Source organism: Gelidimonas diazotrophica (genome assembly GCF_055694025.1).
Genome location: NZ_CM146349.1, coordinates 753,110 through 767,150 on the forward strand (window position 1 = coordinate 753,110; position 14,041 = coordinate 767,150).

Annotated in this window: 15 protein-coding genes; 10 read left to right on the top strand and 5 right to left on the bottom strand. The window is 52.2% G+C overall.

The window, feature by feature from the left end:
• Position 1: 1 nt before the first annotated feature.
• From KGFNPO_RS03530 to KGFNPO_RS03540, 3 genes are read left to right on the top strand one after another with little or no spacing between them, the layout of a single operon-like run.
• On the top strand, positions 2-1,228 hold the full coding sequence (locus KGFNPO_RS03530; protein WP_472633121.1) for an ABC transporter permease subunit: 1,227 nt from the start codon (positions 2-4) through the stop codon (positions 1,226-1,228).
• Positions 1,228-1,998 carry an ABC transporter ATP-binding protein gene (locus KGFNPO_RS03535; protein ID WP_472633122.1) on the top strand — a complete coding sequence of 257 codons (771 nt, stop codon included), beginning with the start codon at positions 1,228-1,230 and terminating at the stop codon, positions 1,996-1,998. The genes KGFNPO_RS03530 and KGFNPO_RS03535 overlap by 1 nt, the downstream gene beginning before the upstream one ends.
• Positions 1,998-2,723, top strand: a complete 726-nt coding sequence (locus KGFNPO_RS03540) for an ABC transporter ATP-binding protein (protein WP_472614796.1) — start codon at positions 1,998-2,000, stop codon at positions 2,721-2,723. Before KGFNPO_RS03535 ends, KGFNPO_RS03540 begins: the two co-directional genes overlap by 1 nt.
• Positions 2,724-2,829: 106 nt before the next feature.
• On the opposite strand, the gene KGFNPO_RS03545 is transcribed toward KGFNPO_RS03540, so the two are convergent.
• Entirely contained in the window at positions 2,830-3,123 is a 294-nt protein-coding gene (locus KGFNPO_RS03545; protein WP_472633123.1) for a YkvA family protein, read from the bottom strand.
• A 276-nt stretch (positions 3,124-3,399) separates the two neighbouring features.
• Positions 3,400-3,963 carry a phasin family protein gene (locus KGFNPO_RS03550; RefSeq protein ID WP_472633124.1) on the bottom strand — a complete coding sequence of 188 codons (564 nt, stop codon included), beginning with the start codon at positions 3,961-3,963 and terminating at the stop codon, positions 3,400-3,402.
• A gap of 411 nt (positions 3,964-4,374) precedes the next feature.
• On the opposite strand from KGFNPO_RS03550, the gene KGFNPO_RS03555 reads away from it, so the two are divergent.
• The 5 genes from KGFNPO_RS03555 to KGFNPO_RS03575 all read left to right on the top strand — a co-directional run bounded on the left by KGFNPO_RS03555 (position 4,375) and on the right by KGFNPO_RS03575 (position 8,681).
• Positions 4,375-5,298: a histone deacetylase family protein gene (locus tag KGFNPO_RS03555; protein WP_472634380.1), complete on the top strand. Its 924-nt coding sequence runs from the start codon at positions 4,375-4,377 to the stop codon at positions 5,296-5,298.
• Positions 5,299-5,363: 65 nt separating this feature from the next.
• Entirely contained in the window at positions 5,364-6,245 is an 882-nt protein-coding gene (locus KGFNPO_RS03560; protein ID WP_472634381.1) for a DMT family transporter, read from the top strand.
• A complete protein-coding gene (locus tag KGFNPO_RS03565) occupies positions 6,245-6,679 on the top strand; it encodes an acyl-CoA thioesterase (RefSeq protein ID WP_472633125.1) in 435 nt (144 codons plus the stop codon). Before KGFNPO_RS03560 ends, KGFNPO_RS03565 begins: the two co-directional genes overlap by 1 nt.
• A gap of 16 nt (positions 6,680-6,695) precedes the next feature.
• Complete coding sequence (locus tag KGFNPO_RS03570) at positions 6,696-7,391, top strand: nitroreductase (protein WP_472633126.1); 696 nt, start codon at positions 6,696-6,698, stop codon at positions 7,389-7,391.
• 183 nt (positions 7,392-7,574) lie between these two features.
• On the top strand, positions 7,575-8,681 hold the full coding sequence (locus tag KGFNPO_RS03575; protein WP_472633127.1) for a serine hydrolase: 1,107 nt from the start codon (positions 7,575-7,577) through the stop codon (positions 8,679-8,681).
• 183 nt (positions 8,682-8,864) lie between these two features.
• Here KGFNPO_RS03575 and KGFNPO_RS03580 read toward each other — a convergent pair whose 3' ends face one another.
• Positions 8,865-9,650 carry an IclR family transcriptional regulator gene (locus tag KGFNPO_RS03580; protein ID WP_472633128.1) on the bottom strand — a complete coding sequence of 262 codons (786 nt, stop codon included), beginning with the start codon at positions 9,648-9,650 and terminating at the stop codon, positions 8,865-8,867.
• 170 nt (positions 9,651-9,820) lie between these two features.
• On the opposite strand from KGFNPO_RS03580, the gene KGFNPO_RS03585 reads away from it, so the two are divergent.
• Positions 9,821-10,546: a (Fe-S)-binding protein gene (locus KGFNPO_RS03585; protein WP_472633129.1), complete on the top strand. Its 726-nt coding sequence runs from the start codon at positions 9,821-9,823 to the stop codon at positions 10,544-10,546.
• 24 nt (positions 10,547-10,570) lie between these two features.
• Complete coding sequence (locus KGFNPO_RS03590) at positions 10,571-11,977, top strand: LutB/LldF family L-lactate oxidation iron-sulfur protein (protein WP_472633130.1); 1,407 nt, start codon at positions 10,571-10,573, stop codon at positions 11,975-11,977.
• Positions 11,978-12,118: 141 nt separating this feature from the next.
• On the opposite strand, the gene KGFNPO_RS03595 is transcribed toward KGFNPO_RS03590, so the two are convergent.
• The gene (locus tag KGFNPO_RS03595) at positions 12,119-13,099 is read right to left on the bottom strand and encodes an NAD(P)H-quinone oxidoreductase (RefSeq protein ID WP_472633131.1); all 981 of its coding nucleotides are present in this window, start codon (positions 13,097-13,099) and stop codon (positions 12,119-12,121) included.
• Positions 13,100-13,436: 337 nt separating this feature from the next.
• On the bottom strand, positions 13,437-14,030 hold the full coding sequence (locus KGFNPO_RS03600) for a DUF938 domain-containing protein (protein WP_472633132.1): 594 nt from the start codon (positions 14,028-14,030) through the stop codon (positions 13,437-13,439).
• Positions 14,031-14,041 lie beyond the last annotated feature (11 nt).

The following is a 14,041-nucleotide window of genomic DNA, read 5'->3' on the forward strand; positions in this document are numbered from 1 at the left end:
CATGGCACTTAACTTTGACATCAAAAAGAATCCGACCACTGCTTATTCCAGCTTTGCCATTCTGGCAATCGTCGCGATTGCATTCCCTTTTTTCGCCGCCAATTTTGGTAACTCCTGGGTGCGCATTATTGATTTTGCACTGCTCTATATCATGCTCGCGCTGGGCTTGAATATTGTTGTGGGTTTTGCCGGTTTGCTCGATTTAGGCTACATCGCTTTTTATGCTGTCGGTGCTTACACTACGGCCTTACTTGCGTCGCCGCAGTTTGCGGTAGTGCTGGAGTCCTTTGTGAACCAGTATCCGCCCATCGGTAATTTTCTATTATGGGTATTTGGCCCTGAAATTGCGCAAAACGGGATTCATCTTTCGGTCTGGCTGATCGTGCCGATTGCAGGAGGCGTGGCGGCATTGTTTGGGGCTTTACTGGGTGCACCGACGCTGAAACTGCGTGGCGATTATCTGGCGATTGTGACGCTCGGGTTTGGCGAAATCATACGCATTTTCCTGAATAACCTGAATGGGCCGGTGAATATCACCAACGGGCCGCAGGGCATCAATATGGTCGAGCCGATTCGGATCTTCGGCGTTTCTTTGGCCGGCGAATCAGGCTCGATGGCGACGGTTGAAATTGGCAGTTTTTCTATGCCATCGGTAAATGCATACTATTTTCTGTTTCTGGCCTTGTGCATTGTCATCGTTCTGATTACTTCCCGCCTGCAGCATTCGCGTCTTGGCCGGGCCTGGGTTGCCATTCGTGAAGATGAGATTGCTGCGAAAGCAATGGGCATCAATACCCGGAACATCAAATTGTTGGCGTTCTCGATGGGAGCGTCTTTTGGTGGTATCTCCGGAGCGATGTTTGCGTCTTTCCAGGGCTTTGTTTCCCCGGAATCCTTTACCTTAATGGAATCCATCATCATTCTGTCCATGGTGGTGTTGGGCGGGATGGGGCACATTCCCGGTGTGATACTTGGCAGTATTATTCTTGCAGCCTTGCCTGAGGTACTGCGTCATGTAGTTGAGCCGGTCCAGAAGTTACTATTCGGTCACGTGATCATAGATGCTGAGATTCTGCGCCAATTGCTGTACGGTCTGGCCATGGTTCTGATCATGCTCAACCGCCCTGCAGGATTGTGGCCAGCCCCCAAGCACGAGGATAGACCTGATGCAGATATCGATAAGCCGGAGCGCGTAACCGGTGTAGTCGCTGCCCAAGGAGAGCATTGATGAGCGAACAAATCATTCTGAAAATTGCCGGCGTCAACAAGCGTTTTGGCGGCTTGCAGGCATTATCGAATGTCAATCTCCAGATTGTCAAAGGACAGATATATGGTTTGATCGGTCCCAATGGCGCTGGCAAGACAACTTTTTTCAATGTTATAACCGGTTTATATCAACCTGATACCGGCTCGTTTGAGCTGGCAGGCAAGCCTTACTCGCCTTCAGCTCCGCATGAGGTCGCCAAGGCAGGAATTGCACGCACGTTCCAGAATATCCGTCTATTCAGCGAAATGACGGCGCTTGAAAATGTCATGGTGGGGCGCCACGTGCGCACCCACCAAGGTGTTCTGGGCGCGATTCTGCGCTATAAAGCCGCACGTAAAGAAGAGCAGGAAATTCGCACACGTGCAATGGAGCTTCTGGATTTCGTCGGTATAGCAAAATTTGCGAATCGGACTTCGCGCCATCTGTCGTATGGCGATCAACGCCGTCTGGAAATTGCGCGCGCGCTCGCCACCGATCCGCAACTGCTGGCTCTGGACGAGCCAGCAGCCGGCATGAATGCAACCGAGAAGCTGGGCTTGCGCGAATTGCTGGTGAAAATCAAATCCGAAGGCAAGACTATTCTGCTTATCGAGCATGATGTAAAACTGGTGATGGGTCTTTGTGATCGTCTCACTGTTCTGGATTATGGCAAGCCAATCGCGGAAGGGTTACCGTCCGAAATCCAGAAGAACCCGGCTGTTATCGAGGCGTATTTGGGAGGTGCTCATTAATGGTTGCAAATGTACTCAAAATTACCGGTCTGAAAGTTTCCTACGGCGGCATTCAGGCTGTCAAAGGTATCGATCTCGAGGTAAATAAAGGCGAATTGATTACGCTTATTGGTGCTAACGGCGCCGGTAAGACAACTACTCTTAAGGCGATTACGGGCACCTTGCCGATCTGTAGGGTGGATGGCGATATGCAATATATGGGCAAATCGATTAAGGGCCAGGAGTCGTTTAAGCTTGTCAAGAATAATCTTGCCATGGTGCCGGAAGGTAGAGGCGTTTTTACCCGCATGAGCATCAAAGAAAATTTGATGATGGGAGCTTTTACGCGGGACGATAAGGCTGGTATCGAAGCAGATATCGATAAATGGTTTGGTGTATTTCCCCGTTTGAAAGAGCGTGCATCACAGATGGCGGGAACCCTGTCGGGTGGCGAGCAACAAATGCTCGCCATGGCGCGCGCATTGATGTCGCATCCCAATTTATTGCTGCTTGATGAACCCTCCATGGGCCTGTCGCCAATCATGGTTGAGAAAATCTTTGAAGTTGTGCGCAACGTATCGGCCGAAGGCGTGACCATTTTGCTTGTTGAACAAAATGCGAAGCTTGCCTTGCAGGCGGCCCATCGTGGTTATGTGATGGATTCTGGCTACATCACCATGAGCGGAGATGCAAAAGATATGCTGAACGATCCGAAAGTCAAAGAGGCTTATCTGGGTGAAGGCTGATTATTGAGCGCATCACCTGTTATCTGTGTTTGACGAATAAAAATGCCTTGCATGAATCATTTGCAAGGCATTTTTTATGGTCAATATTAATACCAGCGGCGTGCACTTACTCGGCTTTTCCGGAAGGATATTTGCGCCGGTTTTCAGCTGCTCGCCTGATATGCGGAGGTACTTTCTTGAGCAGAAAAGGTAATCCCAGCGCAAGCAGTGTCGCATCATCAAGCCAACCCAACACCGGGATCAGGTCAGGGAGCGCATCCAGTGGGCTGATAATGTATAGCGCTAGCAAGATCGCCCCGACCTTGATGTAGGCTGGTGTTTCGGGCTGGCGTAATGCGTACCACAACAGCGACGCATCGCGACCGCCTGCTTTTAGCAAAAAAAGAATACGGGTTAGCACGGGGACCTCCTGTTCCAATATTTGAAAATGCATTGCCTGGATGCGATGCAAGGCTTAAGCAATGGCAGGTTGCTAGAGTCATAGCTATCAGTTTATTCCATATTCCGCGAACGAACATGACCCGGCTTGGTGAGTGCCGCCGGTGCTTCAGTATTGTTTTACAAATAAAAAAAGCCCCGTAATTACGGGGCATTTGGAATGTGCGACTAGCGCCAATTCAGCTGTTACAGCATCCGCAAATCCGAAGAACGGAGTGTGGTTGCTAAACTTGTGTAATTATTTCTTTGCAGCGCCGCTTACCTTGCTTGTTGCATCAGTAAATTTGTTCGCAGCGGTATTCATGTTGGTTTCCAGCGTTTCAACTGCTTGCTTTGTAGTTTTGGTTAGCTGATCATAACCGGCGTTGGCGTTACCAATCGCTGTTTTAAGCATTGCAACAACATTTTCAGAACCAGCTGGCGCGTTTTTTGTGACTTCTTCAATCAGTGACAGCACTTTACGGTTGGTTTCAGCAATTTGTGTTTCAGCAACCTTAGTAAACTCTGCTTGAGCGTTTGATGCGATATTTGCCAGGTGACGGCTATATGCTAGTGCTTTCTCGGCAGTTGGCTTGGCTTGAGTTGTTGTCAAGGAAAAAAATTCTTGGGAGTCTTTGGCAGAAAGTAATTGCCTAACTGCAACCGTAGATTCTTCCAGTGAGGCTTTGGCTGCATTCAGGTTCAAGTCAATAACTTTTTCAACGCTTTCAAATGCTTTATTTGTCAGTGACGTGATCATGGCGATTTGTGCTTCAAAATTTGCTTTGGTAGCGCTGGAAAATTGTTCTGGGACTGAAAACATGGAAATCTCCTAGGATTATCGGGTGGTTGAGTAATATTTTGAAATTAAATTGTGCATCGCAACAATTCTTATTTTAGTGGTTAAATAATATTAGTCAAGCATTTATTTGTGCAAGGCACAAATAAATGTCAGGTTATGCACATGTGACTTTGATCGGCATTTTTCGCGCTTAATACATGAGTATGCGTAGTTAGTCGCGTGCAATCGCTCATGCGCTTGCCCCCAATTGCTAACTGCTGTAAACGGTAAATTTTCGCTGTGCTGCGTCGCTGTGCTACATATTTATCGGGCTGCTTGGTTGATGCTCGATTACCAATGGCAGAAGTATTTCCGATCCTTCGCTACCCCGGAACGCAATCTTGCCAACATGCTACACTTTCAAACCCCCCAAATATTGATTTCCTTTCCGCCTTGAACGCCTATTACAGCGACCACTTCGTTTTGCCTTTGCCCGTTGGGCATCGCTTCCCGATGGAGAAATACAAACTTGTTCGTGAGGCTGCACTCACGGCTGTTCCAGCCCTTCAGTTACAGGAAGCGCCATATACACCAGATGGTGTTCTGGCTCTGGCGCATGATCCAGCGTATATCCGGCGTGTTGCAGCAGGAGAGTTAACCACTCAAGAGCAAAAAATCATCGGCTTCCCCTGGTCGCCTCAGATGGTCGAGCGGTCCCGCCGTTCTGTCGGGGCGACCATCGAAGCCTGCCGCGCGGCATTGCACTCTGGTGTAGCGCTCAATCTTGCGGGTGGCACTCACCATGCTTATGCCGGCCATGGTGCGGGGTTTTGTGTCTTCAATGATGCTGCAATCGCAGCTCGCCGAATGCAATCTGAGCAAAGGTTGCAGTCTGTGGCGATCGTTGACCTGGATGTTCATCAAGGCAATGGGACTGCATCAATTCTGGCAAAAGATGATTCGATATTCACTTTGTCGATACACGGAGCCGATAATTATCCATTCCAAAAAGAACAAAGCGATCTGGATGTCGGATTGCCCGACGGCACCGGTGACGCCGCGTATCTGACAGCTTTGCGGGATTCGCTCGGAGCATTATTTGCGCATTTTTCGCCGCAATTGATCCTGTTTCTCGCAGGAGCCGATCCGCATGAAGGTGATCGCCTGGGGCATTTGAAGCTGACTTTTTCAGGGCTTGCTGCACGTGACAGAATGGTGCTCGATGCTGCCTATAGCAGAAAAATACCGGTTGCAATAGCGATGGCAGGCGGCTATGGCAATGATATCCGTGACACAGTTACGGTACACTTGCAGACGATCGCAATTGCAGCAGAATATGCACTGCGATGGCAGGATCATTACCGCAGTGCGGTATAACGCACTGCAACATTTTTAATTCACTTATGACTCGTGCCATAAACTCCCTAGCGATCAGCAAAACAATGACCGGCGCACCGCAGAATCGGTGGCTAGTTGCCACTCCCTTTATTTTTGTTTTAATCTGGAGTACGGGTTTTATTGTGGCCAAGTTTGGCTTGCCTTACGCCCCTCCATTGACTTTTTTATTGCTCCGTTTCACTGGCGTATTGATGGTATTGGTACCGCTGGTGCTGCTGATGCAAGCTCCTTGGCCAGTGGGCCAGATACGGCATATTGCCGTGGCGGGTATTTTTGTGCAGGCAGGTTATCTGGCCGGTGTCTGGTGCGCCATCAAGCTCGGCATGCCTGCAGGTTTGTCGGCGCTGATTGTCGGCATGCAGCCGATTCTGACGGCATTTGCGGCGCCTTTGATCGGCGAATCGGTAAAAAGGCGCCAATGGCTAGGTTTGCTATTAGGGCTGTTCGGCGTGGGATTGGTCGTTTCCAATAAAATTACCGTCATTGGCTTATCTTGGCAAAGCATTGCCTTGTGTCTGGGGGCGTTATTGTCGATTACGATTGGCACTCTGTATCAAAAACGATATTGCGCACATTTCGATCTGCGTACTGGCACTACCATTCAGTTTGCCGCATCATTCATAGTTATATTGCCAATGGCAATAGTGTTTGAGCATGTGACGCCGGCTTTGGCCGCCGTACAATGGACGCCGCAGTTTATTGGCGCATTGCTATGGTCAGTCTTTGCCTTGTCGATTGGCGCCATTTTTCTTTTATTTTCGCTCATCCGCAAGAGCGCCGCCACCAGCGTCGCCAGCCTTTTATATTTAACGCCGCCTACCACCGCAGTAATGGCATGGATGATGTTCGGTGAAAGCTTCAGCATTGCAGGTATTGTCGGTATGCTGGTGGCAGTGATTGGTGTGGTTTTCGTTATGAGGAAATAATGCGGATAAAAGCGAACCAGCGCAGTGAATACAAGTATTTTCAAGAAATTACGACACGCTGGATGGACAACGATGCTTACGGGCATGTCAATAATGTGATTTATTACAGCTGGTTCGACACGGTTGTAAACCAATTTCTGATAGAGCAGGGTGCGCTGGACGTTGATCATGGCCGGGTCATTGGACTGGTGATCGAAACCCAGTGCAACTATTTCGCATCAGTGGCTTTCCCGGATCGGGTGTATGCAGGATTGCGTGTCAGTAAACTGGGAAACTCCAGCGTGCGCTATGAGGTGGGAATTTTCCGCGGCGACGCCGATGTTGCAGCTGCTCAAGGGCATTTCATCCATGTATATGTCGACAGGGCGACGCGTCGCCCTGCTGCAATTGCCGACAATATGCGAGAGCTTCTCCAATCCATTCAAATCGAGTAACAGAAAGACATACATCATGATTGAGACAGCAGAACAGAAAATTGTGGACGCAGCGATCGTTTCCCGCCGCTCCATCCGCGCCTTCTTGCCCCAGGCGGTGGCGCGTGAAGACATCGAAAAAATTCTGGAGGTTGCCGCACGCGCTCCCTCCGGCACCAATACACAACCCTGGAAAGTGTATGTGCTGACCGGCGCCATCAAAGATCGGTTGTCTTCGGAAATTGCGCAAGCCTTTACCGACGTTACTGCCGCTCAGGAGCACGTGGAAGAATATAGCTATTACCCGCGCCAATGGGTGTCGCCTTACGTTGATCGTCGTCGCAAGGTGGGCTGGGATCTGTATGCGTTGCTCGGATTGACGCGTGATAACAAGGCGGGAATGCAGGAGCAGCATGGCCGAAATTATGCATTTTTTGATGCGCCAGTCGGTTTGATGTTCACTATCGACCGTATCATGGAGCAGGGGTCATGGCTGGATTACGGCATGTTTCTACAGAACATCATGATCGCTGCACGTGGCCGCGGCCTCGATACCTGCCCGCAGGCGGCATTCACCCAGTATCATAAAATTATTCGCAATGTGCTGGAGTTGCCGGACAATGAGATGGTTGTCTGCGGCATGTCGCTGGGTTATGCGGATATGGGCAAGGTTGAGAATACCTTGCAGACCGAGCGTGATCCTGTAACAGGCTTCGTTAAGTTCCTGGAATGATCATCCGGGAACCTGTCGAGGCTGGCATACTAACAGTCCGTTTGTATTTTAATTTGTGGCTTATCAATAATATGAAGAACTTTGTTCAAGACTCTGCGCTAACACCCTAATTTACTTGCGAATTTTATCGGTTTTGCTAAACTAAAAAAGTATAAAAATTTGCATCAAATAGGGAGGTTCCAGATGCCTAAGTCGGCGTTAGTTTTATTTTTTTCAATACTGTGCGTTACTATTTCTGCGCCCGCAGCGCTGGCTAAAGAAGTCACCCCGCATGCAGTGCAGCGCAAGAAAAGCAGCGTGCAGCCAGCGGTCACAAAAAGCAAATCTAAAGTCATTGCCAGCCAGGGCAGAGCAAAAAAAGTCATTGTCGGCCATAAAAAAAATGCAAAGGTTGTCGCATCCAGTCACAAGCGCAAAATTGCATATAAGCGCGTATTGACAGCGCCGCTTGTGGTGGTAATACCGGCCAAGCCAACGTTTGGCGACATGGCCGGGCTGAGTCACACGCGTGACTCGCTTGCTCTTGAATCCAATGTCGCATTTGTCATGGATCAGGCGACTTCTGAAGTGTTGTTTGAAAAAAATTCAAGGGTGCCGTTGCCGATGGCGTCCATCACCAAATTGATGACAGCGCTGGTCGTGCTTGATTCCGCACAAGATATGAACGAGATACTGGAAGTGACTAGCGAGGATATCGATTATGAAAAGAATAGCCACTCCCGCCTGAGAGTGGGGGCTCAGTTGTCGCGCACCGATATGCTGCATATCGCACTGATGAGTTCGGAAAACCGTGCCGCTTCGGCGCTAGGACGTAGCTACCCAGGCGGTTTGAAGAATTTTGTCAAGCGCATGAATGAAAAGGCGCGAACGATCGGCATGACTAATTCCATGTATGTCGATTCTACCGGGCTATCGAGCCGGAATGTGGCCAGCGCGCGTGATCTGGCCAAACTGGTCAGTGCTGCCTACAATTACCCGATAGTGCGCCAATATTCGACCGACACCAGTTATATAGTGGAGCCGGGAGGGCGCGCTTTGCAATACTCAACATCCAATCGATTGGTCAAAAATCCGGAATGGGATATCGGCTTACAAAAAACAGGTTATATCTCTGAAGCCGGGCGATGCCTGGTGATGCAGGCAAAGATCGACGGGCGACCGGTTGTGATGGTTTTCCTCGACTCTAAAGGCAAGCTATCACGTCTGGGGGATGCCGCACGGATACGCAAATGGCTTCAGGCGTCGCCGCCAACATTCTCCGGGACGCATGCGCTCGCCGAGCAAAGTTGATTGCTTGGCGACAGGATAAAAAAAGGCGAACCTTGGTTCGCCTTTTTTTATCCTGTCGATTTTCAAAAATTGCTGTCTAGAATGCTGTCATTTCATATATATTTTAGGGGAGTATTTTTTCTGCCGCGCTATATTATTGCGGAAACACAGTGAAAAATAATTATACTCATTCATGTTTGTCGATCATGGGTTTTGCGCAACGTAACCCAATGTGGCTGAAATCTGGTTCGCGGTCTGGACCAGGTCTTCCACCCAGTCATCCTGCAGGCGATCTGCCGGAGCGGAGATCGACAAGCCGGCAATCAGTTTTCCGCTATCGTCCCGAATGCCGGCGGCCATGCAGCGTACCCCGAGTTCGAGCTCTTCGTTGTCGCGCGCATAGCCGCGTGCGCGGATCAGGCTCAATTCACGCTCCAGTTGGCCTAGATCGGTAATCGAATTCTTGTTATGGCCGGTCAGGCCAGTGCGGGTGGCGTAGGCGCGCACTGTTTTCGGTTCGTCTACCGACAGGAAGAGCTTGCCGGTCGATGTCAGGTGCAGCGGGCCGCGTCCGCCGATGGCGCGCACCACCTGCATGCCGGAACGTTCGGAAAATGCCCGATCGATATAGACGATTTCATCGCCCTGTCGCACCGACAGGTTGATGGTTTGTTGCGTCTTTCGATGCAGGGTGCGCATGAAATCCAGCGCTGCCTCGCGCACACTCAAGCGGCTCTTGACGATATTGCCCAGTTCCAGCAGGCGCATGCCCAGACGGTAAGAGCCGGGGTCAGCCCGGTCGACAAAGCGGGTCACTACCATATCGCCGAGGATGCGATGTGCGGTTGACGGATGCAATCCGGTCATTCTGGAAAGTTCCTTGAGGCTGACCGGGTCCGGGTAGAGCGCCAGCGCATCGAGCAGCGAGATCATGCGTGCGATTACCTGAATCGAGGTGGTACTTTTAGTTGGTGTTAATTCGCTTTTCATTATTCAGTGGACACATCAGAATGCTTCTTTATACCACAATGTGAAAAAATATTGCGGGAAGCGAAAATATTCCCGCGAAATAGCATAAATTATTTCATCAATGGGAGCGGCGGCGTTTCCAGTTTCACGCGTCATAATAAGGTTTGTCTAAAATTAAACGGGAGCAGTCGATGCGTATCGGATTATTTGTAACCTGTCTGGTCGATATGGTCCGTCCGGAAATCGGCTTTTCCACACTGAAGCTGCTGGAGTCCAATGGCTGCGAGGTGGTGGTGTCGAATTTGCAGACCTGTTGCGGCCAGCCCGGTTATAACTCCGGTGACCGTCAATCGGCGCGTGCGCTGGCCGAGAAATTCCTGAATGAATTCGAAGGTTTCGACTACGTCGTGATTCCATCCGGCTCCTGCGGCGGCATGGTCAAGACGCATTATTCGGACCTGTTTTCCGACGATCCCGATCTGCGCACGCGCATGCGCAAGCTGGAGCCGCGGGTTTTCGAGCTGACTGATTTTCTGGTCAGCGTGCTGAAAATAACATCCCTGCCTTCCGGCTTCAAAGGTCATATCACCTATCACGATTCCTGTTGCGGCCTGCGCGAACTGGGCGTGCAGGCGCAGCCGCGCGCGCTGCTCGGCCAGTTGCCCGATGTGCAGCTCACCGAGATGAAAGATAGCACTGCCTGCTGCGGTTTCGGCGGCACTTTTGCAATCAAATACGGCAATATCTCCAGCGCCATCGTGGATGAGAAGTGCACCAACATTCATGACTGCGGCGCTGATGCGGTGGTGCTGGGCGACTTGGGTTGCATGCTCAATATCGAAGGACGGTTGCGTCGCACCGGCGATGACAAGACCCGTGTTTTGCACGTGGCGCAAGTGCTGGCCGGCGATTGCTAACAAGAAAAACAAAGAGACAACATCATGCAAATCCAATCGATGCATTTCAAGGCCCGCGCCGGGCAACGTCTGGCTGACGTGCGGCTGCAAAACAACCTGAAAAAACTGTCGACCAAGTTCGTTACAGGCCGCGCCTCGGCGATCATGGAACTGGATGACTTCGAAGGTACGCGCGACGCCGCAGTCGAGATGCGCATGCGCGCAATCGAAAACCTCGATGTCTGGCTGGAGACTTTCGAGAAGGAAGCGACTCGTCGCGGCGCTATCGTACTGTATGCGGAAAGTGCCGCAGATGCGTCGCGCCTGGTGGTCGAAATCGCCCGCAAGCACGAGATAAAAAAAGCCATCAAGTCAAAATCGATGGTGTCGGAAGAAATGGCGCTGAATCAAGCGCTGGAAACTGCCGGCGTGCAGGTGGTCGAAACGGATCTCGGTGAATACATCCTGCAGATCAACGGCAACGAAGCGCCGTCGCACATCATCGCGCCGGTGGTGCACAAGGACAAGGAAGAGATTTCCGACCTGTTCGCCCGGGTTCACAAACGGCCGCGTCTGACCGACATTCCAGCCATGACGCGAGAGGCGCGCGAAATTCTGCGGCCGCAGTTTTTGTCCGCCGACATGGGCATTACCGGCGGCAATTTCATCATTGCCGAAACCGGATCGGTCGCGATCGTCACCAATGAGGGCAACGAAGGCATGTGCACCATCCTGCCGCCCAAGGTGCACGTGGTGGTGACTGGCATTGAAAAAGTATTGCCGACGCTGGAAGACCTGGCCACTGTGATGCGCTTGCTGCCGCGTTCGGCCACCGGCCAGTCAATCTCGAATTATTTTTCCCTGCTCACCGGCCCGCGTGCGGAAGGCGAACAGGACGGCCCGGAACACATGTATTTCGTGCTGATCGATGGCGGGCGCACCGGATTGATCGGTGGCGAATTTCAGGACATGCTGCGCTGCATTCGCTGCGGCGCTTGCATGAACCATTGCCCGGTGTATCAGAAAATCGGCGGTCACAGCTACGGTTGGGTCTATCCGGGGCCAATGGGCAGCGTACTTACGCCGGCCTATGTCGGGATCGAAAACGCGCTCGACTTGCCGCAGGCATCAACCTTATGCGGCGAGTGCGAGGTGGTTTGCCCGGTGAAAATCCCGCTACCGGACCTGATGCGCAAACTGCGCGAGGAACAGTTTGCAAAGCAATTGCGGCCACCAATGGAACGCCTCGGTTTGCGGGCATGGGCTTATTTCGCCAAACGTCCTGCCTTGTATCACTTGGCGACCAAGGTCGGTGTGCGTGTGATGCGCATCATGGGCGGCAGTAAAAAATCGATTTCCAGGTTGCCGTTCGCGGGCGGCTGGACCGACTACCGGGATATACCTGCGCCCTCCGGCAAGACTTTCCGCGAACTGTACAAAGAGCGCAAGTGATCGGCTACGGCTGCAATGCCATAGCATTCACCCATGTTTGCGATTAATATCGTAGATAAATAAATGAGGGGGTATCCCAAATAATGGTGCATTTACCGCATATATCAATTGCGGCAACATAAAATACCGCAACAAGTATATTTATATGACCTGCAACATTATTTTGCCGACATGCGTACTCGATTCCATCAGACTATGCGCCTGCGCCGCTTGGGCCAGCGGGAAAGTCTGGAAGATGACAGGTTTGATGGCGCCGGATTCAAGCAGCGGCCAGACCCGCTGCAGCAGGTTTTTCGCAATCGCTGCCTTGAAGGCAACCGGACGCGGTCGCAGCGTCGAGCCGGAAATCGTCAGGCGGCGCAGCAGAATTTGCCCCAGGTTGATGTTGGCTTTGGCGCCACCCTGTAAGGCAATCAGGCCGATGCGGCCATCGTCGGCCAGACAGCTGATTTCACGCGCCACATAATCACCGCCGATCATGTCGAGGATCACATCGACGCCTTTGCCATCGGTCAATTGCTTGACGACAGCGGCGAAATCTTCCGTTTTGTAATTGATGCCGCGCTCGGCTCCCAGCGCTTCGCAGGCGCGACACTTGTCGTCGCTGCCGGCAGTGGCGAAGACCCGATGCCCGAGCGCGCTGGCGATCTGCAACGCGGTCACGCCGATGCCGGAAGTGCCGCCCTGTACCAGCAGGGTTTCCCCATCGGCCAGGCGGGCCCGGTCAAACACATTGCTCCACACGGTAAAGAAAGTTTCCGGCAGGGCGGCAGCTTGCAGCGCGCTCAAGCCCTTCGGTATCGGCAGGCATTGTTCTATCGGCGCCACGCAATACTCGGCGTACCCGCCGCCTTGCACCAGTGCGCACACCATGTCGCCGCGTTGCAGGGTGCTGCCGCTCAAATCGCCGCCGACAATTTCGCCCGCCACTTCCAGGCCCGGCAGGTCGGATGCGCCGGCCGGAACCGGGTAGTTGCCGGTTCTTTGCAGGACATCCGGCCGGTTCACGCCGGCAGCATGGACTTTGATCAATAGTTCGCCGGCTTTCGGAATCGGCGTCGGACGTTGGCAAATTTGCAGCACATCGGGCGCGCCGTATTGGGTGATTTCAATCGCATTCATGCGGTTTCCTTGGTCTGAAATTCATTATCCTAGCAGCCATCGCAGCTGCAGTGCTTTCAGCCAAACGGTTAGCTGTCGTTTTTAGGATTAGAGGGGGCGACTCGATGTTGCAGAGAACCTTACCGGCACTGCGGCGGCGGCTAACGTGGGCTGGTTGCTGTTGCTGTATGGCATAGGCAAAAAAAAGCCCGCTGATTAAAGCGGGCTTAAGTCCATATCTGGGAGGAGATATAGAGGAGACAGGGGCATTATGCTGCACTGCGAGATAGCATGCTAATTTTATATATTCATATCAATTATTGTTGTCGGTAATATCTCATGCAAATTTGTTGGTGCATCAGGTGCGTCGCCACACCAGCAGTTGGTTGTTGGCCGGCATCTTGTAATCTTCCTGCAGCACCAGGCCTTGCGCACCGGCCAGCGCATTCACCGCTTCGAAGTCGCGAATCCCCATGTGGGGCGCTTGTGCGCGCAGCATTGCATCGAATTGCGCATTGCTTGGACTGCTGAACCGGCCGCAGTAGTTGAACGGGCCGTAAATGCAGACCAGGCCGCCGGACGGCAGGAGGCGGCCGATGCCGGCAAACATCGCTTCGATTTCCTGCCACGCCATGATGTGGCAAGTATTGGCGCTGAAGACCGCATCGAACGGCCCGCTCGGCCAATCCGGCTGGCTGACTGAGAGCGTTAGGGGTGCCACGACATTGGGCAACTGCGCTTGTTGCTGCCAGGCGATGATGCTGGGATGATTGTGCGGCAAGTCGCTGCTGTGCCAGACCAGATGCGGCATGGCGGCGCCGAAATACACCGCATGCTGGCCGGTGCCGCTACCGATTTCAAGCACCTGCGCGCTGTTTTTTAGAATTTGTTGCAGAAGGGCGCAGATAGGTGCGCTGTTGCGTTCGCAGGCGGTGGAAAATTGCTTGGGCATGGCGGCTGACG

Bases quoted from the DNA above. Each gene is read 5' to 3' on its own strand.
- KGFNPO_RS03530 (WP_472633121.1), top strand. From the start codon at position 2: ATGGCACTTAACTTTGACATCAAAAAGAATCCGACCACTGCTTATTCC.
- KGFNPO_RS03535 (WP_472633122.1), top strand. From the start codon at position 1,228: ATGAGCGAACAAATCATTCTGAAAATTGCCGGCGTCAACAAGCGTTTT.
- KGFNPO_RS03540 (WP_472614796.1), top strand. From the start codon at position 1,998: ATGGTTGCAAATGTACTCAAAATTACCGGTCTGAAAGTTTCCTACGGC.
- KGFNPO_RS03550 (WP_472633124.1), bottom strand. From the start codon at position 3,963: ATGTTTTCAGTCCCAGAACAATTTTCCAGCGCTACCAAAGCAAATTTT.
- KGFNPO_RS03560 (WP_472634381.1), top strand. From the start codon at position 5,364: ATGACCGGCGCACCGCAGAATCGGTGGCTAGTTGCCACTCCCTTTATT.
- KGFNPO_RS03565 (WP_472633125.1), top strand. From the start codon at position 6,245: ATGCGGATAAAAGCGAACCAGCGCAGTGAATACAAGTATTTTCAAGAA.
- KGFNPO_RS03570 (WP_472633126.1), top strand. From the start codon at position 6,696: ATGATTGAGACAGCAGAACAGAAAATTGTGGACGCAGCGATCGTTTCC.
- KGFNPO_RS03575 (WP_472633127.1), top strand. From the start codon at position 7,575: ATGCCTAAGTCGGCGTTAGTTTTATTTTTTTCAATACTGTGCGTTACT.
- KGFNPO_RS03580 (WP_472633128.1), bottom strand. From the start codon at position 9,650: ATGAAAAGCGAATTAACACCAACTAAAAGTACCACCTCGATTCAGGTA.
- KGFNPO_RS03585 (WP_472633129.1), top strand. From the start codon at position 9,821: ATGCGTATCGGATTATTTGTAACCTGTCTGGTCGATATGGTCCGTCCG.
- KGFNPO_RS03590 (WP_472633130.1), top strand. From the start codon at position 10,571: ATGCAAATCCAATCGATGCATTTCAAGGCCCGCGCCGGGCAACGTCTG.
- KGFNPO_RS03595 (WP_472633131.1), bottom strand. From the start codon at position 13,099: ATGAATGCGATTGAAATCACCCAATACGGCGCGCCCGATGTGCTGCAA.
- KGFNPO_RS03600 (WP_472633132.1), bottom strand. From the start codon at position 14,030: ATGCCCAAGCAATTTTCCACCGCCTGCGAACGCAACAGCGCACCTATC.